22 protein-coding genes and 1 pseudogene are annotated in these 20,147 nt (G+C 66.8%); 17 read left to right on the forward strand and 6 right to left on the reverse strand.

Features of this window, described 5'->3' with window-relative positions; genetic code table 11:
* The first annotated feature begins 61 nt into the window (after positions 1-61).
* A complete protein-coding gene (locus ACTJLD_RS37315) occupies positions 62-283 on the forward strand; it encodes a hypothetical protein (protein WP_021163760.1) in 222 nt (73 codons plus the stop codon).
* A gap of 24 nt (positions 284-307) precedes the next feature.
* Here the strand turns inward: ACTJLD_RS37315 and ACTJLD_RS37320 are convergent, their stop codons facing one another.
* Together ACTJLD_RS37320 and ACTJLD_RS37325 are read right to left on the reverse strand one after the other, a co-directional pair.
* Positions 308-502: a DUF2905 domain-containing protein gene (locus ACTJLD_RS37320; protein WP_021163761.1), complete on the reverse strand. Its 195-nt coding sequence runs from the start codon at positions 500-502 to the stop codon at positions 308-310.
* Positions 503-798: 296 nt separating this feature from the next.
* Positions 799-1,992 (reverse strand): class I SAM-dependent methyltransferase, encoded by a 1,194-nt coding sequence (locus ACTJLD_RS37325; RefSeq protein ID WP_059619687.1) that lies wholly within the window; start codon positions 1,990-1,992, stop codon positions 799-801.
* A gap of 13 nt (positions 1,993-2,005) precedes the next feature.
* Between ACTJLD_RS37325 and ACTJLD_RS37330 the strand changes: the two genes are divergently transcribed.
* The 9 genes and pseudogenes from ACTJLD_RS37330 to ACTJLD_RS37370 all read left to right on the forward strand — a co-directional run bounded on the left by ACTJLD_RS37330 (position 2,006) and on the right by ACTJLD_RS37370 (position 9,014).
* A complete protein-coding gene (locus tag ACTJLD_RS37330) occupies positions 2,006-2,749 on the forward strand; it encodes an SDR family oxidoreductase (protein ID WP_049097788.1) in 744 nt (247 codons plus the stop codon).
* 78 nt (positions 2,750-2,827) lie between these two features.
* A complete protein-coding gene (locus tag ACTJLD_RS37335; RefSeq protein ID WP_027788955.1) occupies positions 2,828-3,232 on the forward strand; it encodes a dihydroneopterin aldolase in 405 nt (134 codons plus the stop codon).
* The gene (gene ttcA, locus ACTJLD_RS37340; protein ID WP_124919809.1) at positions 3,229-4,224 is read left to right on the forward strand and encodes a tRNA 2-thiocytidine(32) synthetase TtcA; all 996 of its coding nucleotides are present in this window, start codon (positions 3,229-3,231) and stop codon (positions 4,222-4,224) included. Before ACTJLD_RS37335 ends, ttcA begins: the two co-directional genes overlap by 4 nt.
* Positions 4,225-4,359: 135 nt before the next feature.
* A complete protein-coding gene (glmU, locus tag ACTJLD_RS37345) occupies positions 4,360-5,721 on the forward strand; it encodes a bifunctional UDP-N-acetylglucosamine diphosphorylase/glucosamine-1-phosphate N-acetyltransferase GlmU (RefSeq protein WP_059695255.1) in 1,362 nt (453 codons plus the stop codon).
* A 55-nt stretch (positions 5,722-5,776) separates the two neighbouring features.
* On the forward strand, positions 5,777-7,594 hold the full coding sequence (gene glmS / locus ACTJLD_RS37350) for a glutamine--fructose-6-phosphate transaminase (isomerizing) (protein WP_174393931.1): 1,818 nt from the start codon (positions 5,777-5,779) through the stop codon (positions 7,592-7,594).
* A 135-nt stretch (positions 7,595-7,729) separates the two neighbouring features.
* Positions 7,730-7,942: pseudogene (locus ACTJLD_RS37355) on the forward strand (type II toxin-antitoxin system RelE/ParE family toxin); the annotation flags it as partial.
* Entirely contained in the window at positions 7,938-8,258 is a 321-nt protein-coding gene (locus ACTJLD_RS37360; protein WP_027788951.1) for a helix-turn-helix domain-containing protein, read from the forward strand. The pseudogene ACTJLD_RS37355 and the gene ACTJLD_RS37360, both read left to right, overlap by 5 nt.
* Before the next feature lie 82 nt (positions 8,259-8,340).
* Entirely contained in the window at positions 8,341-8,796 is a 456-nt protein-coding gene (locus ACTJLD_RS37365) for a hypothetical protein (RefSeq protein WP_059695250.1), read from the forward strand.
* Complete coding sequence (locus ACTJLD_RS37370; protein WP_021162109.1) at positions 8,796-9,014, forward strand: hypothetical protein; 219 nt, start codon at positions 8,796-8,798, stop codon at positions 9,012-9,014. The genes ACTJLD_RS37365 and ACTJLD_RS37370 overlap by 1 nt, the downstream gene beginning before the upstream one ends.
* A gap of 109 nt (positions 9,015-9,123) precedes the next feature.
* Here ACTJLD_RS37370 and ACTJLD_RS37375 read toward each other — a convergent pair whose 3' ends face one another.
* Both ACTJLD_RS37375 and ACTJLD_RS37380 read right to left on the reverse strand, forming a co-directional pair.
* Positions 9,124-9,960 carry an FTR1 family iron permease gene (locus tag ACTJLD_RS37375; protein WP_048025393.1) on the reverse strand — a complete coding sequence of 279 codons (837 nt, stop codon included), beginning with the start codon at positions 9,958-9,960 and terminating at the stop codon, positions 9,124-9,126.
* 12 nt (positions 9,961-9,972) lie between these two features.
* Positions 9,973-10,305: a cupredoxin domain-containing protein gene (locus ACTJLD_RS37380; RefSeq protein ID WP_136472631.1), complete on the reverse strand. Its 333-nt coding sequence runs from the start codon at positions 10,303-10,305 to the stop codon at positions 9,973-9,975.
* A gap of 363 nt (positions 10,306-10,668) precedes the next feature.
* On the opposite strand from ACTJLD_RS37380, the gene ACTJLD_RS37385 reads away from it, so the two are divergent.
* Positions 10,669-10,869: a heavy-metal-associated domain-containing protein gene (locus ACTJLD_RS37385; protein ID WP_021162112.1), complete on the forward strand. Its 201-nt coding sequence runs from the start codon at positions 10,669-10,671 to the stop codon at positions 10,867-10,869.
* A gap of 62 nt (positions 10,870-10,931) precedes the next feature.
* Here ACTJLD_RS37385 and ACTJLD_RS37390 read toward each other — a convergent pair whose 3' ends face one another.
* Together ACTJLD_RS37390 and ACTJLD_RS37395 are read right to left on the reverse strand one after the other, a co-directional pair.
* Positions 10,932-12,422, reverse strand: a complete 1,491-nt coding sequence (locus ACTJLD_RS37390; RefSeq protein WP_021162114.1) for an aldehyde dehydrogenase — start codon at positions 12,420-12,422, stop codon at positions 10,932-10,934.
* Positions 12,423-12,519: 97 nt separating this feature from the next.
* Positions 12,520-13,071, reverse strand: coding sequence for a cupin domain-containing protein (locus ACTJLD_RS37395; protein WP_059490496.1), 552 nt, complete (start codon positions 13,069-13,071; stop codon positions 12,520-12,522).
* 413 nt (positions 13,072-13,484) lie between these two features.
* Between ACTJLD_RS37395 and ACTJLD_RS37400 the strand changes: the two genes are divergently transcribed.
* From ACTJLD_RS37400 to ACTJLD_RS37425, 6 genes are all read left to right on the forward strand, one after another.
* A complete protein-coding gene (locus tag ACTJLD_RS37400) occupies positions 13,485-13,709 on the forward strand; it encodes a hypothetical protein (protein ID WP_072437498.1) in 225 nt (74 codons plus the stop codon).
* Between the two features lie 283 nt (positions 13,710-13,992).
* Positions 13,993-14,781 carry a gamma-glutamyl-gamma-aminobutyrate hydrolase family protein gene (locus ACTJLD_RS37405; RefSeq protein ID WP_440661271.1) on the forward strand — a complete coding sequence of 263 codons (789 nt, stop codon included), beginning with the start codon at positions 13,993-13,995 and terminating at the stop codon, positions 14,779-14,781.
* Between the two features lie 29 nt (positions 14,782-14,810).
* Complete coding sequence (locus ACTJLD_RS37410) at positions 14,811-16,148, forward strand: glutamine synthetase family protein (RefSeq protein ID WP_027788944.1); 1,338 nt, start codon at positions 14,811-14,813, stop codon at positions 16,146-16,148.
* 37 nt (positions 16,149-16,185) lie between these two features.
* Positions 16,186-17,619, forward strand: a complete 1,434-nt coding sequence (locus tag ACTJLD_RS37415; protein ID WP_175926430.1) for an aspartate aminotransferase family protein — start codon at positions 16,186-16,188, stop codon at positions 17,617-17,619.
* Between the two features lie 61 nt (positions 17,620-17,680).
* A complete protein-coding gene (locus ACTJLD_RS37420; protein ID WP_027788942.1) occupies positions 17,681-18,796 on the forward strand; it encodes a polyamine ABC transporter substrate-binding protein in 1,116 nt (371 codons plus the stop codon).
* A 188-nt stretch (positions 18,797-18,984) separates the two neighbouring features.
* Positions 18,985-20,139 carry an ABC transporter ATP-binding protein gene (locus ACTJLD_RS37425; protein WP_027788941.1) on the forward strand — a complete coding sequence of 385 codons (1,155 nt, stop codon included), beginning with the start codon at positions 18,985-18,987 and terminating at the stop codon, positions 20,137-20,139.
* The last annotated feature ends 8 nt before the right edge of the window (positions 20,140-20,147 follow it).

Consider the following 20,147-nt stretch of genomic DNA (forward strand, 5'->3'; position numbering starts at 1 on the left):
GCGGCGCTGTACATGCTGCGCCGCAGTGCTACGATGAAGTGTCCTTTTGCGGGAGAGCACCATGGACACGAACACGTTCACGAAAGGCATCTACACGGCCAAGGCGCATACCCAGCACGCGGGCAACGGGCAGTTCCAGGGTTACGTGATCCTCTCGCGCGACGACGGCGACGACACCGAGAACACGCGTTACGACGTCCACTCGACGAGCCCCAGCGAGGAAGAGGCGTTCGACGAGGCGAAAGCGCTCGCGCACCGGATTCTCGGCGAGATCGAGCTGTAACGCGCACCGACCTTCAGGCGCGGCTCAGAGCAGCCGCGCCACCATCGATACCAGCATCGTCAGCACCAGCGTCGACATGAACGGGAACGGGTAGCGCCGCCCGCCGAGCGTCAGCGTGACGTCGCCCGGCATCCGCCCGATGCCGAGCTTGCCGAGCCACGGCCAGCAGCGCGTCAGGATCATCACCGCGACGAACGTCGTCAACAGCCAGCGCAGCATGCTAGGGCCTGTTTCCATATGGAACGCGCATGCGTTGCCACGAGAACGGCCGCTCGCGAGGCGCGCGACGCCGCGAATACTGGACGTATTCGCAAGGAGCGCAACGCGGCGAGCGGCCGTTCTCGTGGCAACCCCAAATTAAAAGAATCATGTCACGGGAATGCCCGAAATCGCCCGTATGGCGGCGTCGCTCGTCGCTTGTTTGGCACGGCCAAACGGCGCTCCTCACTCCTTGCCCTACGAGCGATTTCGGGCATTCGCATGTGCGTTCCATATGGAAACAGGCCCTAGCCCCGTCAGAGTGCGTGCGAGCGATCGCCGCGCGCGAACGCGTCGAGCGTGCCGTCGATGCCGCGCGAGAACGCGATCACCTTGAACAGCTCGCCCATCTCGGCCTCGGAAATCAGCTTCTGCACCGCGTTCGCGGCCGGCAGGAATTCACGGATGTCCGACGGATCGATCGCGGCCAGCGCGTCGGTGATGCCCGCGTTCAGCAGGAAGCGCGCCTGCGACGTGTAACCGAGCAGGTCGGCGCCGGTCGCGACGGCCGCGTCGTAGATGCCGGTGAATTCGACGTGCGCGGTGATGTCCTGCAGCCCCGGGTACAGGAACGGATCGTCGTGCGCATGGTGCCGGTAGTGGCACATCAGCGTGCCGCGGTCGCGCTGCGGGTGGTAATACTCGTGCGCGGGAAAGCCGTAGTCGACCAGCAGCACCGCGCCGCGTCCGAGCATCGTGCAGACGGTGCGCGTGAACGCCAGCGCGGCCTCGTGCGTCTCGGTCACGTAACCGTCGCCCGCCTCGTCGAGCCCCGCGAGCACCGCCGGCAGGCCGGCCGGCGCGGCAGGACGGTCCTCGAACACGAACGCCTGCCGCGCGTCGAGCGCGACACCGCGCTCCTGCCATGCGCCGCCCGCCTTCGCGAACAGGCGCACGGGCATCGCATCGAGCACCTCGTTGCCGACCACGACGCCGTCGAACCGCTCGGGCAGCGCGTCGAGCCAGCGCACCTTCGCGGCGAGCGCCGGCGCGGCGGCCGTGATCGTGTCGCGCTGCCGTTCACGCAGTTCGCCGGACAGGTCGACGATCAGGTATTCGTCGAGTCCGGCGCCCAGCGCGTCGAGCGCCGCGAGCAGACCGGCCGCGAGCTTGCCCGTACCGGCGCCGAATTCCATCACGCAACGCGTGCCGCTCGCCGCGAGCGCTTCCGCGACCGGTTGCGCGAGCGTCTGTGCGAACAGCGGCGACAGCTCGGGTGCGGTGACGAAGTCGCTGCCGTCGTCGGCGCGGCGCCCGAACTTGCGCGCGCCGCCGCTGTAATAGCCGAGGCCGGGCGCGTACAGCGCACGCTCCATGAAGCGGTCGAACGGCAGCCAGCCGCCGGCCGCCGCGATCTCGTCGCGCAGTTGCGCGGCAAGGGTTTCGGACTGCGCGAGCGCGTCAGGGCCGGGAGCAGGTAAACTAGCGGGTTCGTGAGCTTTCGGGTTCATCCCGGCATTGTAAATGACCGTTTCAGCCGATACGTCGACCCTGCGCGTGGCGCTCGTCACCGGTGCCCTGGGCAGCGCGGCCGACGCCGCGTCGATCGGTCGTGCGCTCGCGACGGGATTCGCCCGGCACGGCTGGGACGTCGCGTTGCAGCGCAGCCCCGGCACGCCGCATGCGGCCGCCGACGCGCTCGTCGCCGAAGTCGCGGCGCTCGGCCGCCGCGCGGTCGTGCTCGACGCCGATCTGGCCCTGGAAGCCGATGCCGCCGCACTCGTCGCCGCGTGCGGCGCGGCGCTCGGCCGGCCCGCGTGCGCGGTGTTCGTGAGCGCCCGCGCGGGCGCCGACGACGCGCACACGGTAGACGGCACGTCGCTCGCCGGTGCACTCGCGCGCAACGTGACGGCGCCGCTCGCGCTGGCGCGCGCGCTCGCCGATGCGACGCCCGACGCCGCGCGCGAGCACGAAGCGCTGCGCGCATGCGCGATCCACGTGCTGGACCAGGCGCTGTTTCACCCTGCGCCTGCGCAGTTGTCGCACGCGCTGATGCAGGCCGCGCTGAACCGCGCGACGTCGGCGCTGGCGCTGGCGCTCGCGCCGAAGGTGCGGGTCGCGGCGCTCGTGCGCGGCCACGCGGCGCACGCGGACGACATCGCCGCGGCCGCCTGCTATCTCGCGAGCGCGCCCGGCGTCACGGGCGCGACGCTGACCGTCGACGGCGGCGAGCACCTCGTGCCGCCGGCCGCCGGCCCGAATGAATGAACTGCGCGGATCGCGCGGCCTGACTGCCGCCGCCCGCGCCGCTTTGCGTGTGCGCACGCCAATTTGACTGGGACGACCATGTTTTCCGCTCTCCTGCACCCCCGCCTCGCGGACTGCCGCAGGCTCTACCTGCGCGACTACGAAGTGCACATCAACATCGGTGCCTTCGAACACGAGAAGCGCGGCGAGCAGCGCGTCGTCATCAACGTCGACCTGTTCGTGCCGCTCGCGATGTCCACTCCCGTGGACGACCGGCTGCATGAAGTCGTCGACTACGACCTGATGAAGCAGAGCGTCGCGCAATGCGTGGCGCGCGGCCACATCCACCTGCAGGAAACGCTGTGCGACGCGATCGCCGCGCACCTGCTGGCGCACGACGCCGTGCGCGCGGTACGCGTCTGTACCGAGAAACCGGACGCTTATCCGGACTGCGACGCCGTCGGCGTCGAAGTCTTTCGCATCAAGGACGAGGAGCGCGCATGAACGCCCCCCACATGAATGACGCGGCGGCCGATGCCGCCACCCACGACGCAGCCGCCGCCCCGGCCGGCCGCCAGGCGCTGACGCGCCGCGAGCAGAAGGAAGCGTACGAGAACAACAAGCTGTTCAAGCGGATCGTGCGCCAGGTCGGCCAGGCAATCGGCGACTTCAACATGATCGAGCAAGGCGACAAGGTGATGGTGTGCCTGTCGGGCGGCAAGGACAGCTACGCGATGCTCGACGTGCTGCTGCGCCTGCGCGAGCGCGCGCCGATCGATTTCGACATCGTCGCGGTGAACCTCGACCAGAAGCAGCCGGGCTTCCCCGAGCACGTGCTGCCCGAGTACCTGAAGCAGGTCGGCGTGCCGTTCCACATCGAGAACCAGGACACCTACAGCATCGTCAAGCGGCTCGTGCCCGAAGGCAAGACGACCTGCTCGCTGTGCTCGCGGCTGCGCCGCGGGATCCTGTACCGCGTGGCCGGCGAGCTCGGCGCGACCAAGATCGCGCTCGGCCATCACCGCGACGACATCGTGCAGACGCTGCTGCTCAACATGTTCTACGGCGGCAAGCTGAAGGGGATGCCGCCGAAGCTGCAGTCGGACGACGGCAAGAACATCGTGATCCGCCCGCTCGCGTACGTGAAGGAAACCGATCTCGAGAAATACGCGGAACTGCGCGAATTCCCGATCATCCCGTGCAACCTGTGCGGCAGCCAGCCGAACCTGAAGCGCGCGGAAATGAAGGCGCTGATCCGCGAATGGGACAAGCGCTTCCCGGGCCGCGTCGACAACATGTTCAACGCGCTCGCGAAGGTCGTGCCGTCGCACCTGATGGACACGACGCTGTACCCGTTCCAGTCGCTGCGCGCGACCGGCGAGGCCGATCCGCAAGGCGACATCGCGTTCGACGAGGAACCGTGCGCATCGGGCGACGACGCGGCGACGCCGGGTGGCGCCCGGCCAATCTCGATCGTCCAGTTCGACGACCTGTAAGCAGGGCCCGAACACCCGCCGGAACGGGGCCGCGCGGCCCTTTTCCGGCGCCGTCGCCCCGCCGCGACAGGCCCGGAACGGCAGGGGCCGCATGCTAAAATGGTCGGCTTCGAACTCCTCTGACAAGCTGGCGCCATGAATATCGTGATTTTGGCGGCAGGCACCGGCAAGCGCATGCGTTCCGCGCTGCCGAAAGTGCTTCACCCCCTGGCCGGCAGGCCGCTCCTCTCCCACGTCATCGACACCGCGCGCACGCTGCAGCCGTCCCGGCTCGTCGTCGTCGTCGGTCACGGTGCCGAGCAGGTCCAGGCCGCCGTCGCCGCGCCCGACGTCCAGTTCGCGGTGCAGGCAGAGCAGCTCGGCACCGGCCACGCGGTGCGTCAGGCCCTGCCGCTCCTCGATCCCGCGCAACCGACGCTCGTGCTGTACGGCGACGTGCCGCTCACGCGCGCGTCGACGCTGCAGCGCCTCGTCGATGCCGCGCGCGAAGGCCGCTACGGGATTCTGACCGTCACGCTCGACGATCCGACCGGCTACGGTCGCATCGTGCGCGACGCGGCCGGCTTCGTCACACGCATCGTCGAGCAGAAGGACGCGTCGCCCGAACAGCTGAAGATCGCCGAGATCAACACGGGCATCATCGTCACGCCCACGGCCCAGCTGTCGATGTGGCTCGGCGCACTGAAGAACGAGAACGCGCAGGGCGAGTACTACCTGACCGACGTCGTCGAACTCGCGATCGAGGCCGGTTTCGAGGTCGTCACCGCGCAGCCCGACGAGGAATGGGAAACGCTCGGCGTGAACAGCAAGGCGCAGCTTGCCGAGCTCGAACGCATTCATCAGCGCAATATCGCGGAAACGCTGCTCGTCGACGGCGTCACGCTCGCCGATCCGGCGCGCGTCGACGTGCGCGGCACGCTGCGCTGCGGCCGCGACGTGTCGATCGACGTGAACTGCGTGTTCGAGGGCAACGTGACGCTCGCGGACAACGTGACGATCGGCGCGAACTGCGTGATCCGCAACGCGTCGGTCGGCGCGGGCACGCGCATCGACGCGTTCACGCACATCGACGGCGCCGAGCTCGGCGCGCACACCGTGATCGGCCCGTACGCGCGGCTGCGCCCCGGCGCGCAGCTCGCGGACGAAGCGCACGTCGGCAACTTCGTCGAGGTGAAGAACGCGGTGATCGGCCACGGCTCGAAGGCGAACCACCTCACGTACATCGGCGACGCCGACATCGGCGCGCGCGTGAACATCGGCGCGGGCACGATCACCTGCAACTACGACGGCGCGAACAAGTTCCGCACCGTGATCGAGGACGACGTGTTCGTCGGCTCCGACACGCAGCTGGTCGCGCCCGTGCGCGTCGGCCGCGGCGTGACGATCGCCGCCGGCACGACGATCTGGAAGGACGTGGCCGAAGGCCTGCTCGCGTTGAACGAGAAGACCCAGACCGCGAAGAGCGGCTACGTCCGCCCGGTCAAGAAGAAAAGCTGAACCTTTTGCGGGCGCCCCGACGGCGCCCGCGTCGACTTACAGGACTGACTCATTCATGTGCGGCATTGTCGGCGCAGTTGCGCAACGTAATATCGTTCCGGTGCTGATCGAAGGTTTGCGGCGCCTCGAATACCGTGGCTACGACTCGTGCGGCGTCGCCGTGCTCGAGCCGGGCGCGCCGAAGCGCGCGCGCAGCGTCGAACGCGTCGCCGATCTCGACGCGCAGGTGCGCGAATCGCATCTCGAAGGCACGACGGGCGTCGCGCACACGCGCTGGGCCACGCACGGCGCGCCCGTCACGCACAACGCGCACCCGATCTTCTCGTCGAACGCGCTCGCGCTCGTCCACAACGGCATCATCGAGAACTTCGAGCCGCTGCGCGAAGCGCTGCGCGCGAAGGGCTACGAATTCGTGTCGCAAACCGACACCGAAGTGATCGCCCACCTCGTGCACAGCCTGTATCGCGGCAACCTGTTCGACGCGGTGCGCGAAGCCGTGCAGCAGCTGCACGGCGCGTATGCGATCGCCGTGATCCACAAGGACCAGCCGCACACCGTCGTCGGCGCGCGCCAGGGCTCGCCGCTCGTGGTCGGCCACGGCGACGGCGAGAACTTCCTCGCGTCCGACGCGCTCGCGCTCGCGGGCAGCACCGACCACTTCACGTTCCTCGAGGAAGGCGACGTGTGCGAGCTGTCGCTCGACGGCGTGAAGATCGTCGACCGGGACGGCGCGCTCGCGCAGCGCGAGATCCGCGTGGTCAGCGCATACGGCGGCGCGGTCGAGCTGGGCCCGTATCGCCACTTCATGCAGAAGGAAATCTTCGAGCAGCCGCGCGCGATCAGCGATACCGTGCCGCAAACCGAAGCCTTCGACGCGACGCTGTTCGGCGACGCCGCGCCCGCCGCGTTCGCGGAGATCGACAGCCTGCTGATCCTCGCATGCGGCACGAGCTACTACTCGGGCCTCACCGCCAAATACTGGCTCGAATCGATCGCGAAGATCCCGACCCAGGTCGAGATCGCGAGCGAGTACCGCTACCGCGAATCGGTGCCGAATCCGCGCCAGCTCGTGCTCGTGATCTCGCAGTCGGGCGAGACCGCCGACACGCTCGCGGCGCTCAAGCACGCGCAGTCGCTCGGCCACACGCACACGCTCGCCGTGTGCAACGTCGCGACGAGCGCGATGGTGCGCCTCACCGAAATGCAGTTCCTGACGCACGCGGGCACCGAGATCGGCGTTGCGTCGACGAAGGCGTTCACGACGCAGCTCGTCGCGCTGTTCGTGCTGGCCGCGACGCTCGGCAAGCTGCGCGGGCACGTCGATGCCGCGCAGGAAGCCGGGTTCCTGAAGCAGTTGCGCCACCTGCCGGCCGCGCTGAACAGCGTGCTCGCACTGGAGCCGCAGATCATCGCGTGGTCGGAGGAATTCGCGCGCAAGGAAAACGCGCTGTTCCTCGGCCGCGGGCTGCACTACCCGATCGCGCTCGAAGGCGCGCTGAAGCTGAAGGAAATCTCGTACATCCACGCCGAGGCCTATCCGGCCGGCGAACTGAAGCACGGGCCGCTCGCGCTCGTCACGGAAGCGATGCCGGTCGTCACGGTCGCACCGAACGACACGCTGCTCGAGAAGCTGAAGTCGAACATGCAGGAAGTGCGTGCGCGCGGCGGCGAGCTGTACGTGTTCGCCGATGCCGACACGCAGATCGTCAACGACGACGGCCTGCACGTGATCCGGATGCCGGAGCATTACGGGCAACTGTCGCCGATCCTGCACGTCGTGCCGCTGCAACTGCTCGCGTATCACACCGCGTGCGCGCGCGGCACCGACGTCGACAAGCCGCGGAACCTCGCGAAATCGGTGACGGTGGAGTAAGGCGGGACGACCGGGACGGCCCCGCGAAGCCGTCCCGACCCCGTATCGGCCCGTATCGGCACGAAGCAGGCCATTCGGCCAGGTCGAAATATGTACCACGTAGTGGCATATAATCCTGTGCTGACCTGATCGGCCCGACGTGCCGGTAATCGGCAGCGCGGGATCGTGCCGAGCAAGGTCGGGCAGGTGCGGGTTTTCGTATTCCTGTTCGCCAAGCCCGACCGGGACGACATCGACGAACGCGAACGGCGTGCCTTCAGAAAGCTCGCCGCGAATGTCGGGCGCCGCGCCGGCGCCGATATCGCGACGCTGGTCACACTGAAAGAGCGGGTGGAGATTTGCAATGGCCAGGAGTCGATTCAAGAGCGACGCAACGGAGGCGACCCACAGCGCCGCGTCGGGCCTCTATCGTGCCGCGTTGATCGACAAGAAGACGATGCGCGAATACGACGATCTCTGCATCGAAGCCGCCCCGCGGTTCGATCCGGAAGCCATCGCCCGCATCCGCAAATCCGTCAATGTCAGCCAGAGCGTGTTCGCGCTCTACCTGAACACGACGACGTCGACGATCCGCCAATGGGAACAGGGCGACAAGCGGCCGAGCGGCATCGCCGCACGGATGCTCCAGATCGTCGAGAAACACGGGCTCGAGGTGTTCTCCTGAACCGGCCCCCCGAATCCCCCTGCACGGCCGCCCCCGCACCGGATACCGCGACGCGCCCCGCAACGAATATGACGGAGACACAATGGTAGTAAGACTCTTTGGATGCGGATTGCTGGCGCTGACGTTCGCGTCGACGGGCTGGGCCGCCGAGCACTACGTCGAAGTCTGGAACCCGCCCGAGGCGCGGCAGCCGGCCGCCCGCACGCCGGCCGCGCACACCGGCGCCGATGCTCGCGCCGGCAAGAGCGTGGAGAAGCACGCGAATGCCACGCCGAAAGCCGCGGTGAAACCGCACAAACGCCGTGTCGCGCAGGCGGTGAAAGCCGGTTCGCATCGTCCGCCCGCCACCGCGGCCGAGACGCCGGCCGCTCCGCGCCCCGTCGCGCAGCCCGCACCGGGACGCCTGACGGTCATGCAGCCGGCTGCGCCCGATGCGCAGCACGCACTGAATTACTCCGACATCCCGCGGCAATACACACCGGACGGCAACGTGCTGCGCGTCGGCACGCACAACCGCTCCGCGGAGGTGACTCGATAATGGAAGCGCAAACCTACCACGGCTACCAGATCTGGGGCCACGCGATCCTGCAGCAGGACGAGATCCTGCAGCCCGAGCGCTTCGCGGCGAGCGGCACGATCACGCAGAACAACAAGCTGGTGGAGGCGTCCGGCGTGCTCGGCGTGTTCGACACCGAGGACGACGCGCGCGAAGCGGGGCTCGAATGGGCCCGCGCCTGGATCGACAGCCACCGCTGAGCGTGCGCAACCTGCGCGCCGTGATCGACGCCGGACACGAGTCGGCCGCGAGCCGACAATGAAAAAAGGGGCGTCATCGACGCCCCTTTGTCATTCGAACCAGGACAACTCAAGCTGCGGCCCGTGGCGGCCGCACCGCCGCCTGCGGCCGGCCGACGAACCGTGCCAGCCCGACAATCGCGGCCAGCGTCGCGAGATATGCAACGATCTGGATGCCCGCCGGACGCGCGGTATAGCCGATCAGCGTATGCAGCGCCTTGCCGACGATGCTCGATTCCTTGAGCAGCCACGACGTATCCCAGACCGCATCGCCCCACGACGGCACGAGGCCTGCCGCGAGCAGGAAGCCGACGCACTGGCTGGCCATCCCCGCCGCGAGCAGCACGATCAGCCAGTTGGTGACGGAAAACAGGCGCTTCAGCGGAATTTGCAGCAGGCCCGCATACATCCCGTAGCCGAGCCCGGCGCCGCCGAGCACGCCGAGCAGCCCGCCGACGATCATCTGCGGTGTCTGCCCCGGATCGCCCGCCGCGATGCCGTACAGGAACAGCACGGCCTCGGAGCCTTCGCGCAGCACCGCGACGCCGACCACGATCGCGAGCCCCGTCAGCGGCTTGCTGCCGGCCGCGACGGCACGCCCGACCGCGGTCATCTGCATCGCCATCTCGCGACCGTGCCGGCTCATCCAGATGCTGTGCCATGCGAGCATCAGCGTCGCGACGAACATCACACCCGCGTTGAAGACCTCCTGCCCCATGCCGGACGCCCATTGCGAGATCACGTCGGCGAACGCCGCGATCAGGCCGGCGCCGATCACGCCGCCCGCCAGCCCGCCGCCGACCCACCAGCCGCGCCGCGGCACGCCTTTCGTCGCGGCCATCACGATCGACACCACCAGCGCGGCCTCGAGCACTTCACGAAAGACGATCAGGGCAGTCGACAGCATGTCCGTATCCGCTTACTTGACGGTCAGCTGCGTCTTCGACTGCGCTTCGTGATACTCGTCGTGGAACTCGTAGGTTCCGGCCTTCAGCGGCCCGACCAGGATCTCCACCGACTTGCCGGCAGGCACGACCTTCTCCGCCTTGAAATCGTCGCTCTCGAATTCGGCGGGCGTCGCGTCGAGGTTCTTCACGACGAACTTCACCTTCTTGCCGGCCGGGATCGTCACGCCGTCCGGCGAAAACTTGTGATCCTTCAGGGTCAGGTTGACGACATCGTCGGCCGCGAATGCGGACGTTGCCGATGCGCCCAGCAGCACCAGCGAAAAGCCGAAAGCAAAACGGTTCATGGGGGTAACGAATTGAAATATCGAAGGGAGCTGATACTAAGATCGATTCGCATTTCCAACTCGCGTACCCTTACTGGCGACATGGTGATCGTGCTCCATGGAGCGCCGCCACGCCTTGCCCGGCAAGGCATCCGCCCCGCTTCGCCCGGAACGCTTCACCGTCAATCGGGACAAGTGCCGAATGACGTCAAAAGCCCGCCCGCCATTCATCAGACGTCACCTTTACAACACGCTGTCGCCGCACTACCGTCGTCACACCGGAGCCGCGACACGGAACTTCGTCGACACGCGTACGCTTGACCTTCCCACCGTGGCAAGCTTCATGCTGTCGATGCTTGTCAATCGTCAACTCAGGAGAACACGATGGAATTCGAAGTCCAGGACATGACCTGCGGCGGCTGCGCCAATGCAATCACGCGCGCGGTGACGGCCGCCGATCCCGCCGCGAAGCTCGACATCGACGTCGCGGCGAAGATCGTCAAGGTCGAGTCGGCGCAAGGCGCCGAGCGCGTGCAGTCGATCATCGAAGCCGCCGGCTTCCACCCCGCGCTGCGCACCGCATAACTTACGCACAACGCGAGCGCGGGCACACGCCGTACGGCGCTGCGCCCGCGCCCCGCAGTGCATCAGCGCAGCCGGATCAGCGTCGACTTCAGTTCGGTGTACTTCTCGAGCGCGTGCAGCGACTTGTCGCGGCCGTTGCCCGACTGTTTGTAGCCGCCGAACGGGAAGTTCATGTCGCCGCCCTCGTCGTAGCAGTTCACCCAGACGGTGCCCGCACGCAGCCGGCGCGACACGTCGTGCGCGGTCGTCAGGTTCGACGTCCACACGGCCGCGGCCAGCCCGTACTCGGTATCGTTCGCGATCCGCACGGCCTCGTCGACGTCGTCGAACACGATCACCGACAGCACGGGCCCGAAGATCTCCTCGCGTGCGATCCTCGCATCCGGCTTCACCTCGAACACCGTCGGCTCCACGTAGAAGCCGCCCGTTTCCGCCTTCACGCGCGCACCGCCGGTGACGAGCCGGCCCTCGCTGCGCCCGGCCTCGATATAGCCGAGCACACGCTCGAGCTGGATGCCGTCGACGATCGCGCCCATCGACACCGACGGATCGAGCGGATTGCCGGGCACGTACGCACGCGCGGCCGCGACGAGCTTCTCGATGAACGCATCCTTGATGTCGCGATGCACGAGCAGCCGCGAGCCGGCCGTGCACATCTCGCCCATGTTGTAGAAGATCGCGCCGGCGGCCGCCTGCGCCGCGCGGTCGAGATCGGGACAATCGGGCAGCACGATGTTCGGCGACTTGCCGCCGAGTTCGAGCCACGCGCGCTTCAGGTTCGACTGCGCGGCGTACTGCATGATCAGCTTGCCCACTGCCGTCGAGCCGGTGAATGCGATGCAGTCGACGTCGCGATGCAGCGCGAGCAGCTTGCCGGGCTCGCCGGCCCCCGGTACGACGTTGAACACGCCCGCCGGAATGCCGGCTTCGTACGCGAGCTGCGCGACGCGGATCGCGGTCAGCGGCGATTTCTCCGACGGCTTCAGCACGACGCTGTTGCCGGCCGCGAGCGCGGGGCCGAATTTCCATGCGGCCATCAGGATCGGGAAGTTCCACGGCACGACGGCGGCCACCACGCCGACCGGCTCGCGCGTGACGAGACCGACGAGATGATGATCCGCCGGCGCGACCTCGCCGCCCACCTTGTCGATCGCTTCCGCGAACCATTCGACGCAATACGCGGCGCCCGGCACGTCGACCGTCGTCGTATCGCCGATCGGCTTGCCCGCGTCGAGCGTTTCGAGCAGCGACAGCTCGTCGAGGTGCTCGCGCATCAGCGCAGCCCAGCGCAGCAGCACGGCCTTGCGCGCACGCGGGTTCAGCCCGGCCCACACGCCCGCGTCGAACGCGCGACGCGCCGCCGCGACGGCCGCGTTCACGTCGGCTTCGCCGCAATCGGCGACCTTCGCGAGCACGCGGCCGTCGATCGGGCTCACGCAGTCGAACGTCTTGCCGCCGTGCGCGTCGCGCGACGCGCCGTCGATGAATGCGCGCCCTTCGATCTCGAGCGACGCCGCCTTGTCCTGCCAGTCAGCCAAAGTCAACTTGTTCATCAGGATGCCTCAGTTTTTTGGCATTCGCGATGCGACGCGCCGCTGCGCGTGACGCGCAGCCGGCCGGCAGCGAATGCGGTGATGCGCGGTCTGGAGGTCAGAAGGTCGCCGGCGAATTGGCCGAGACGACCTCGCAGATCAGGTCCGCGCTGGGATTGCGAAAACGGTGCGGCAAACGGCTTTCGAAGTAATAGCCGTCTCCGGGGTCGAGCAGCCACGTCGCGCCGTCGACGGTCAGCTCGAGCCGGCCCGACACGACGACACCGCCCTCGTGCCCCGCGTGCACGAGCATCTCGGGCCCCGTATCGGCGTGCGGCTGGTAGACCTCGCGCAGGATGCACATGTTGCGGTCCTTCACGCTCGCGCCGACCAGATGAAACGCGAGCGTGTCGTTGCCGAGGTTCGGCATCTCGTCGCGGCGCGACACGACCGAACGCGATTCGACGAGCTCGAACGTGAAGAACTCCGCGAGACTCATCGGGATACATTCCAGCAGCTTCTTCAGCGAGCCGACCGACGGGCTCACGCGGCCCTGTTCGATCAGCGAGATCGTGCCGTTGGTCACGCCGGCCCGCTTCGCGAGTTCGCGCTGCGACAGGCCATGCTTGTTGCGCACGAAACGCAGGCGCTCGGCGACTTCGGTGGACATCGATTCGGTTTCGGACACGATAGGTGCGATGACAAAGTGAAACGACGCAGTGGACAGCCGTTGAATATTCTAATCACTTTATGCCGCACATCAGCGGGGAAAACCCTGAAAGGCGTTCGAAATAATGAACACCCCGTCGATTATTCCGTTTGCGAATCTTTTGTTTGCACTGCCCGGGAAAGCCCTGATGCAACACCGTTAAAAAACATTTGACGCCGTTTTTGGCTCGTATATGCTGGCTCTCAGGTTCGCGTCATCAAGCGTTCATCGGCAGCAAAAAGCGTTATTGCAACGCAAAAATTGATGCCCTTCGATGTAAATGACGCGTAACCGGCGCCTTGATTATTTTAAACGCCCAGTGCGTCGAAACGGTCGGGTGTTCAATACTTTCAACAACCCAGTCGAGTGTAATCGTGAGAGTCCGTGGCCCTCTGGTGAGGTGGGATCGAAGCGTGGCGCGAAGTTCGCGCAGCGCGGCATCCCCTTCCGATGGCAGTTGCGGCTGGCATAGTCCTCGCCTGCAGCATCTGTCGATCTACACCATCCTTTCCCGTCGTTCCGTTCGGCGCCACAACGCCGTTTCCGCACGCGCATTCGTCGCCGTCGATACCGACGAAGTGGCGTCGCTGCTGCCGTAGCGCCTCTCCTTTCTTTACGTCGTTCGTTTCGTCTGCTGATTCGCCAACCGCATGGTCCATGCGGTGACGGAACGCGTTCGCGCATTCGTTGCCGCGTCGCGTATCGCAATGAAACGAACGACGGCCTGATCGTCGCGCGCAGCGCGGATCGCCACGCCATCCCGTTGCGCCCATTCACCAGCGGCCTTGCGCTTTGCGCCAGGCTGCGGGGCTGTTGCACGCCGGCGTTTCGCCACATCCGGCAAGACGTACGCGACAACCCTCCGGATAACTGATTGACGTCATGGAAAGAAGGAAACCACTCGTCGGCATCACCGCCGACCACACGCAGATCGGCGCACACGCGTCGCATACGGTCGGCGACAAATACGTCGCCGCGATCGTCGACGGCGCGCAAGCGCTCGCGATGGTGCTGCCCGCGCTCGGCGAGCGCCAGTCGGTCGACGACATCCTCGACGCGGTCGACGGCCTGCTGTTCACCGGCAGCTACTCGAACGTCGAGCCGCACCTGTACGGCGGCGAACCGAGCGCACCCGGCACGAAGCACGACCCGGCCCGCGATGCGACCACGCTGCCGCTGCTGCGCGCGGCGATCGCCGCAGGCGTGCCGGTGCTCGCAGTCTGCCGCGGCTTCCAGGAGCTGAACGTCGTCTGCGGCGGCACGCTGCACCAGCGCGTGCATGAAGTGCCGGGCTTCGCCGATCACCGCGAGGACGACGACGCGCCGATGGACACGCAATACGGCCCCGCGCACGTCGTGCGACTGACGCCCGGCGGCAAGCTGCACGCGCTCGCCGGCGGCCGCGACGAAGTGCGCGTGAACTCGCTGCACAAGCAGGGCATCGCGCAGCTCGGCTCCGGCCTCGCCGTCGAAGCCGTCGCGCCGGACGGCCTGGTCGAAGCCGTGAGCGTCGTCGATGCACCGGCTTTCGCCCTCGCCGTGCAGTGGCACCCGGAATGGCGGCATGCGCAGGACCCGCTGTCGAGCGCGATCTTCCGCGCCTTCGGCGATGCCTGCCGCGCGCGCCGCGCCGCCCGCACGTGCGCCACGGCCGCCGCCGCGCTCGCCTGAGCGCGCCGACCCAACCAACGAGAACAGACATGCAAGACATCGAAGATTTCCTGAAGCAGTACCGGATCACCGAGATCGAAGCGATCATTCCCGACATGGCCGGCATCGCGCGCGGCAAGATCACGCCCCGCAACAAGTTCACGTCCGGCGAATCGATGCGCCTGCCGCAAGCCGTGATGGTGCAGACCGTCACCGGCGAATATCCGGAAGACGGTTCGCTGACCGGCGTGACCGACCCCGACATGGTGTGCGTGCCCGACACGTCGACGATCCGCCTGATTCCGTGGGCCGTCGACCCGACCGCGCAGGTGATCCACGACTGCGTGCACTTCGACGGCTCGCCGGTCGAGATCTCGCCGCGCTACGTGCTGCGCCGCGTGCTCGACCTGTACAAGGCGAAGGGCTGGAAGCCCGTCGTCGCGCCCGAGCTCGAGTTCTACCTGGTCGACATGAACAAGGACCCCGACCTGCCGCTGCGTCCGCCGGTCGGCCGCACGGGCCGCCCGGAAACGGGCCGGCAGTCGTATTCGATCGAGGCCGTCAACGAGTTCGACCCGCTGTTCGAGGACATCTACGAGTACTGCGAATCGCAGAACCTCGACATCGACACGCTGATCCACGAAGTCGGCGCCGCGCAGATGGAGATCAACTTCATGCACGGCGACGCGCTGTCGCTGGCCGACCAGGTGTTCCTGTTCAAGCGCACGGTGCGCGAGGCCGCGCTGCGTCACAACATGTACGCGACGTTCATGGCCAAGCCGATGGAAGACGAACCGGGTTCGGCGATGCACGTGCACCAGAGCATCGTCGATGAGGAAACGGGCCAGAACCTGTTCACGTCGCCCGAAACCGGCGGCGCGACATCGATGTTCTACAACTACCTCGCGGGGCTGCAGAAATACACGCCCGCACTGATGCCGATCTTCGCGCCGTACATCAACTCGTACCGCCGCCTGTCGCGCTTCATGGCCGCGCCGATCAACGTGCAGTGGGGCTACGACAACCGCACGGTCGGCTTCCGCATCCCGCACTCGGGCCCGTCGGCACGTCGCATCGAGAACCGGATTCCGGGCGTCGACTGCAACCCGTACCTCGCGCTCGCCGCGACGCTCGCGGCCGGCTACCTCGGCATGACGCAGCGCCTGGAACCGACCGAGCCGCTCGTCAGCGACGGCTACGACCTGCCGTACCAGCTGCCGCGCAACCTCGAGGAAGGGCTGACGCTGATGGCCGCGTGCGAGCCGCTCGGCGAGATCCTCGGCCACAAGTTCCTGAAGGCGTATTTCGCGCTGAAGGAAACCGAATACGAAGCGTTCTTCCGCGTGATCAGCTCGTGGGAACGCCGCCATCTGCTGCTGCACGTCTGAGCGTGCACACAACCGAATACGGAAACACGGAGGAAACATGACGTACCGCAACGAATCTGCCTGGATCCAGCCCGCCGCGCCGGCCGCCGCACCGCGCACGACGCAGGCGCGCTCGACCGCCGAATACCGCGCGCTCGACGCCGCGCACCACATCCACCCGTTCTCGGACATGGGCGCGCTGAACCGCGCGGGCAGCCGCGTGATCGTGAAGGCCGACGGCGTCTACCTGTGGGACTCGGACGGCAACAAGGTCATCGACGGGATGGCCGGCCTCTGGTGCGTGAACGTCGGCTACGGCCGCAAGGAACTCGCCGACGCCGCGTATCGCCAGATCCAGGAACTGCCGTTCTACAACACCTTCTTCAAGACCACGCACCCGCCGGTGATCGAACTCTCCGCGATGCTCGCGGAAGTCACGCCGAAGGGCTTCAACCACTTCTTCTATTGCAACAGCGGCTCGGAAGGCAACGACACCGTGCTGCGCCTCGTGCACCAGTACTGGCGCGTGCAGGGCCAGCCGCAGAAGAAGTTCGTGATCTCGCGCAAGAACGGCTACCACGGCTCGACGATCGCGGGCGGCACGCTCGGCGGGATGGGCTACATGCACGAGCAGATGCCGTCGAAGGTCGAGAACATCGTGCACATCGACCAGCCGTATTTCTTCGGCGAGGCGGCGGCCGGCGAAACGCCGGAAGCATTCGGCCTGGCCCGCGCGCAGCAGCTCGAGGCGAAGATCCTCGAACTCGGCGCGGAAAACGTCGCGGCGTTCATCGGCGAGCCGTTCCAGGGCGCGGGCGGCGTGATCTTCCCGCCGTCGACGTACTGGCCGGAAATTCAGCGGATCTGCCGCAAGTACGACATCCTGCTGGTGGCCGACGAAGTGATCGGCGGGTTCGGGCGCACCGGCGAATGGTTCGCGCACCAGCACTTCGGCTTCGAGCCGGACCTGATCACGATGGCCAAGGGCCTCACGTCGGGCTACGTGCCGATGGGCGCTGTCGGCATTCACGAGCGCGTGGCGCGGCCGATCATCGACAACGGCGAATTCAACCACGGCCTCACGTACTCGGGCCACCCGGTGGCGGCGGCCGTCGCGGTCGCGAACCTGAAGCTGCTGCGCGACGAAGGGATCGTCGAGCGCGTGAAGAACGACACGGGCCCGTACTTCCAGGCGCTGATGCGCGAGACCTTCGCGCGTCACCCGATCGTCGGCGAAGTGCACGGCCACGGCCTCGTCGCGAGCCTTCAGCTCGCCGAGGCGCCGGCCGAACGCCGTCGCTTCGCGAACGGCGGCGACGTCGGCACGATCTGCCGCGACTTCTGCTTCAACGGCAACCTGATCATGCGTGCGACCGGCGACCGGATGCTGCTGTCGCCGCCGCTCGTGATCTCGCGTCAGGAAATCGATGAACTCGTATCGAAGGCGAAAAAAGCAGTCGATGCAACCGCCCAGCAACTGGGTATTTCGTAACGGTTTTGCCTACAGGCGTGCGGCGGGCGCCGCACGCCGCCATAACCAGGGGAATTCCACCATGCGTGCCTGCTTTCTTCGCCAAGCCTGTTCCGTTGCCGCCCTTGCCGCCGCGGCCGCGTTTACGTCAGTCGCCAGCCCGTCGGCGCATGCCGAGGACCTGAACGTCTACAACTGGTCCGACTACATCGCACCGGACACGATCCCGAACTTCCAGAAGCAGACGGGTATCCACGTCAAGTACGACAACTACGACAGCGACGACACGCTTCAGGCGAAGCTGCTTGCCGGCAGTTCGGGTTACGACATCGTCGTGCCGACGTCGAACTACATGGCCAAGCAGATCCAGGCCGGCGTGTACCAGAAGCTCGACAAGTCGAAGCTGCCGAACCTCGCGAACCTCGACCCGCTGCTGATGAAGATGATCTCGGACGCCGATCCGGGCAACCAGTACGGCGTGCCCTGGGCCTACGGCACGGACGGCATCGGCTACAACGCGCAGGCGGTGAAGAAGGCACTCGGCGACAAGGCGCCGGTCGACAGCTGGGCGCTGGTGTTCGATCCGGCCAACATGGAAAAGCTGAAGAGCTGCGGCGTGTCGTTCCTCGACCAGGCCGTCGACGTGTTCGCCGCGACGCTGCAATACATGGGCAAGAACCCGAACAGCACCAACCCCGGCGATTACCAGGCCGCGTTCGAAGTCCTGAAGAAAGTCCGCCCGTACATCACCCAGTTCAACTCGTCCGGCTACATCAACGACCTCGCGAACAACGACGTGTGCGTCGTGCTCGGCTGGTCGGGCGACGTCGGCATCGCGCATCGCCGCTCGGCCGAAGCGAAGCGCTCGTACGACATCAAGTTCTCGAATCCGAAGGAAGGCGGCCTGCTGTGGTTCGACGTGATGGTGATCCCGAAGGATGCACCGCACCCCGAGGCCGCCCTGAAGTGGATCAACTACGTGTCCGATCCGAAGGTCAACGCGGCGATCACCAACACGGTGTTCTACCCGACCGCGAACAAGGCCGCGCACCAGTTCGTCACGCCGGCCGTCGCGCAGGACCCGACCGTCTACCCGCCCGAAGACGTGCTGAAGAAGATGGTGCTGATGAAGCCGATGCCGGCCGACATCCTGCGCCTCGAGAACCGTCTGTGGGCCCAGCTGAAGACGGGCCACTGATCGCGAAGCATTCCGGCGGCGCAGGCATCGCTTCACGCCTGCCCGCCTGAGATCCGCGGACCTCCATCCGCCCGCGCGCGCCGCGCGCACTGTTCCATCCGGCACGAGCCGTTGTCCGTGAGTCGCATAACGCGCCTCGCGCGGGGACGCTCACGCCTGCAATCCGTGAAGAACGAATGGTGAATCCCATGCAATCGATACCCTCTTCCGCTGCTGCACGACAGACCCAACCGGCCCCCGCGGCCCGTACGCAAAACGACGCCTTCGTCCGCATCGAAAACGTCGTGAAGAAATTCGGCGACAGCACGGCCGTCGACAACGTGAACCTGACGATCGCGAAGAACGAGCTGTTCGCGCTGCTCGGCAGCTCGGGCTGCGGCAAGTCGACGCTGCTGCGCATGCTCGCCGGGCTCGAGACGGCCACCTCCGGCAAGATCTTCGTCGACGGCGAGGACCTCGCGTCGCTGCCGCCGTACCGCCGCCCGGTCAACATGATGTTCCAGTCGTACGCGCTGTTCCCGCACATGACGGTCGAATCGAACGTTGCGTTCGGCCTGAAGCAGGAAGGCACGCCGAAGAACGAGATCCGGGAACGCGTGGCCGACGCGCTCGCGCTCGTGCAGATGAGCAAGTACGCGAAGCGCAAGCCGCATCAGCTCTCCGGCGGCCAGCAGCAGCGCGTCGCGCTGGCCCGCTCGCTGGTCAAGCGCCCGAAGCTGCTGCTGCTCGACGAGCCGATGTCCGCGCTCGACAAGAAGATCCGCCAGAAGACCCAGCTCGAACTCGTGAACATCATCGAGAAGGTCGACGTGACCTGCGTGATGGTCACGCACGACCAGGAAGAAGCGATGACGATGGCGAGCCGCCTCGCGGTGATGAGCGAAGGCAAGATCGTGCAGATCGGCTCGCCCGGCGAAGTCTACGAATACCCGAACAGCCGTTTCTCGGCCGAATTCATCGGCTCGACCAACCTCTTCGAAGGACGCGTGGTCGAGGATGAACCCGACCACATCTTCGTCGAGAGCGACGACCTCGAAGCGCGCATGTACGTGAGCCACGGCGTGACGGGCCCGCTCGGCATGCCGGTCGGCATCTCGGTGCGCCCGGAGCGCGTGCACGTGTCGCGCGAGAAACCGGGCTCGAAACACAACTGGGCGCGCGGCGTCGTGACCGACATCGCGTACATGGGCAGCTACTCGCTGTACCACGTGCGCCTGCCGAGCGGCAAGACGGTGGTGTCGAACCTGTCGAGCTCGCACCTGATGAACGACAACGCGCCGGCGTGGAACGACGACGTGTTCGTGTCGTGGTCGCCGGCCAGCGGCGTCGTGCTGACGCAGTGAGGACTGCC

It is taken from the genome of Burkholderia sp. 22088, from assembly GCF_052045915.1.
Taxonomy (GTDB): domain Bacteria; phylum Pseudomonadota; class Gammaproteobacteria; order Burkholderiales; family Burkholderiaceae; genus Burkholderia; species Burkholderia cepacia.

Coding starts and splice junctions, on each gene's coding strand:
- ACTJLD_RS37315 (WP_021163760.1), top strand. CDS start 62: ATGGACACGAACACGTTCACGAAAGGCATCTACACGGCCAAGGCGCAT.
- ACTJLD_RS37320 (WP_021163761.1), bottom strand. CDS start 502: ATGCTGCGCTGGCTGTTGACGACGTTCGTCGCGGTGATGATCCTGACG.
- ACTJLD_RS37325 (WP_059619687.1), bottom strand. CDS start 1,992: ATGAACCCGAAAGCTCACGAACCCGCTAGTTTACCTGCTCCCGGCCCT.
- ACTJLD_RS37330 (WP_049097788.1), top strand. CDS start 2,006: ATGACCGTTTCAGCCGATACGTCGACCCTGCGCGTGGCGCTCGTCACC.
- ACTJLD_RS37335 (WP_027788955.1), top strand. CDS start 2,828: ATGTTTTCCGCTCTCCTGCACCCCCGCCTCGCGGACTGCCGCAGGCTC.
- ttcA (WP_124919809.1), top strand. CDS start 3,229: ATGAACGCCCCCCACATGAATGACGCGGCGGCCGATGCCGCCACCCAC.
- glmU (WP_059695255.1), top strand. CDS start 4,360: ATGAATATCGTGATTTTGGCGGCAGGCACCGGCAAGCGCATGCGTTCC.
- glmS (WP_174393931.1), top strand. CDS start 5,777: ATGTGCGGCATTGTCGGCGCAGTTGCGCAACGTAATATCGTTCCGGTG.
- ACTJLD_RS37360 (WP_027788951.1), top strand. CDS start 7,938: ATGGCCAGGAGTCGATTCAAGAGCGACGCAACGGAGGCGACCCACAGC.
- ACTJLD_RS37365 (WP_059695250.1), top strand. CDS start 8,341: ATGGTAGTAAGACTCTTTGGATGCGGATTGCTGGCGCTGACGTTCGCG.
- ACTJLD_RS37370 (WP_021162109.1), top strand. CDS start 8,796: ATGGAAGCGCAAACCTACCACGGCTACCAGATCTGGGGCCACGCGATC.
- ACTJLD_RS37375 (WP_048025393.1), bottom strand. CDS start 9,960: ATGCTGTCGACTGCCCTGATCGTCTTTCGTGAAGTGCTCGAGGCCGCG.
- ACTJLD_RS37380 (WP_136472631.1), bottom strand. CDS start 10,305: ATGAACCGTTTTGCTTTCGGCTTTTCGCTGGTGCTGCTGGGCGCATCG.
- ACTJLD_RS37385 (WP_021162112.1), top strand. CDS start 10,669: ATGGAATTCGAAGTCCAGGACATGACCTGCGGCGGCTGCGCCAATGCA.
- ACTJLD_RS37390 (WP_021162114.1), bottom strand. CDS start 12,422: ATGAACAAGTTGACTTTGGCTGACTGGCAGGACAAGGCGGCGTCGCTC.
- ACTJLD_RS37395 (WP_059490496.1), bottom strand. CDS start 13,071: ATGTCCACCGAAGTCGCCGAGCGCCTGCGTTTCGTGCGCAACAAGCAT.
- ACTJLD_RS37405 (WP_440661271.1), top strand. CDS start 13,993: ATGGAAAGAAGGAAACCACTCGTCGGCATCACCGCCGACCACACGCAG.
- ACTJLD_RS37410 (WP_027788944.1), top strand. CDS start 14,811: ATGCAAGACATCGAAGATTTCCTGAAGCAGTACCGGATCACCGAGATC.
- ACTJLD_RS37415 (WP_175926430.1), top strand. CDS start 16,186: ATGACGTACCGCAACGAATCTGCCTGGATCCAGCCCGCCGCGCCGGCC.
- ACTJLD_RS37420 (WP_027788942.1), top strand. CDS start 17,681: ATGCGTGCCTGCTTTCTTCGCCAAGCCTGTTCCGTTGCCGCCCTTGCC.
- ACTJLD_RS37425 (WP_027788941.1), top strand. CDS start 18,985: ATGCAATCGATACCCTCTTCCGCTGCTGCACGACAGACCCAACCGGCC.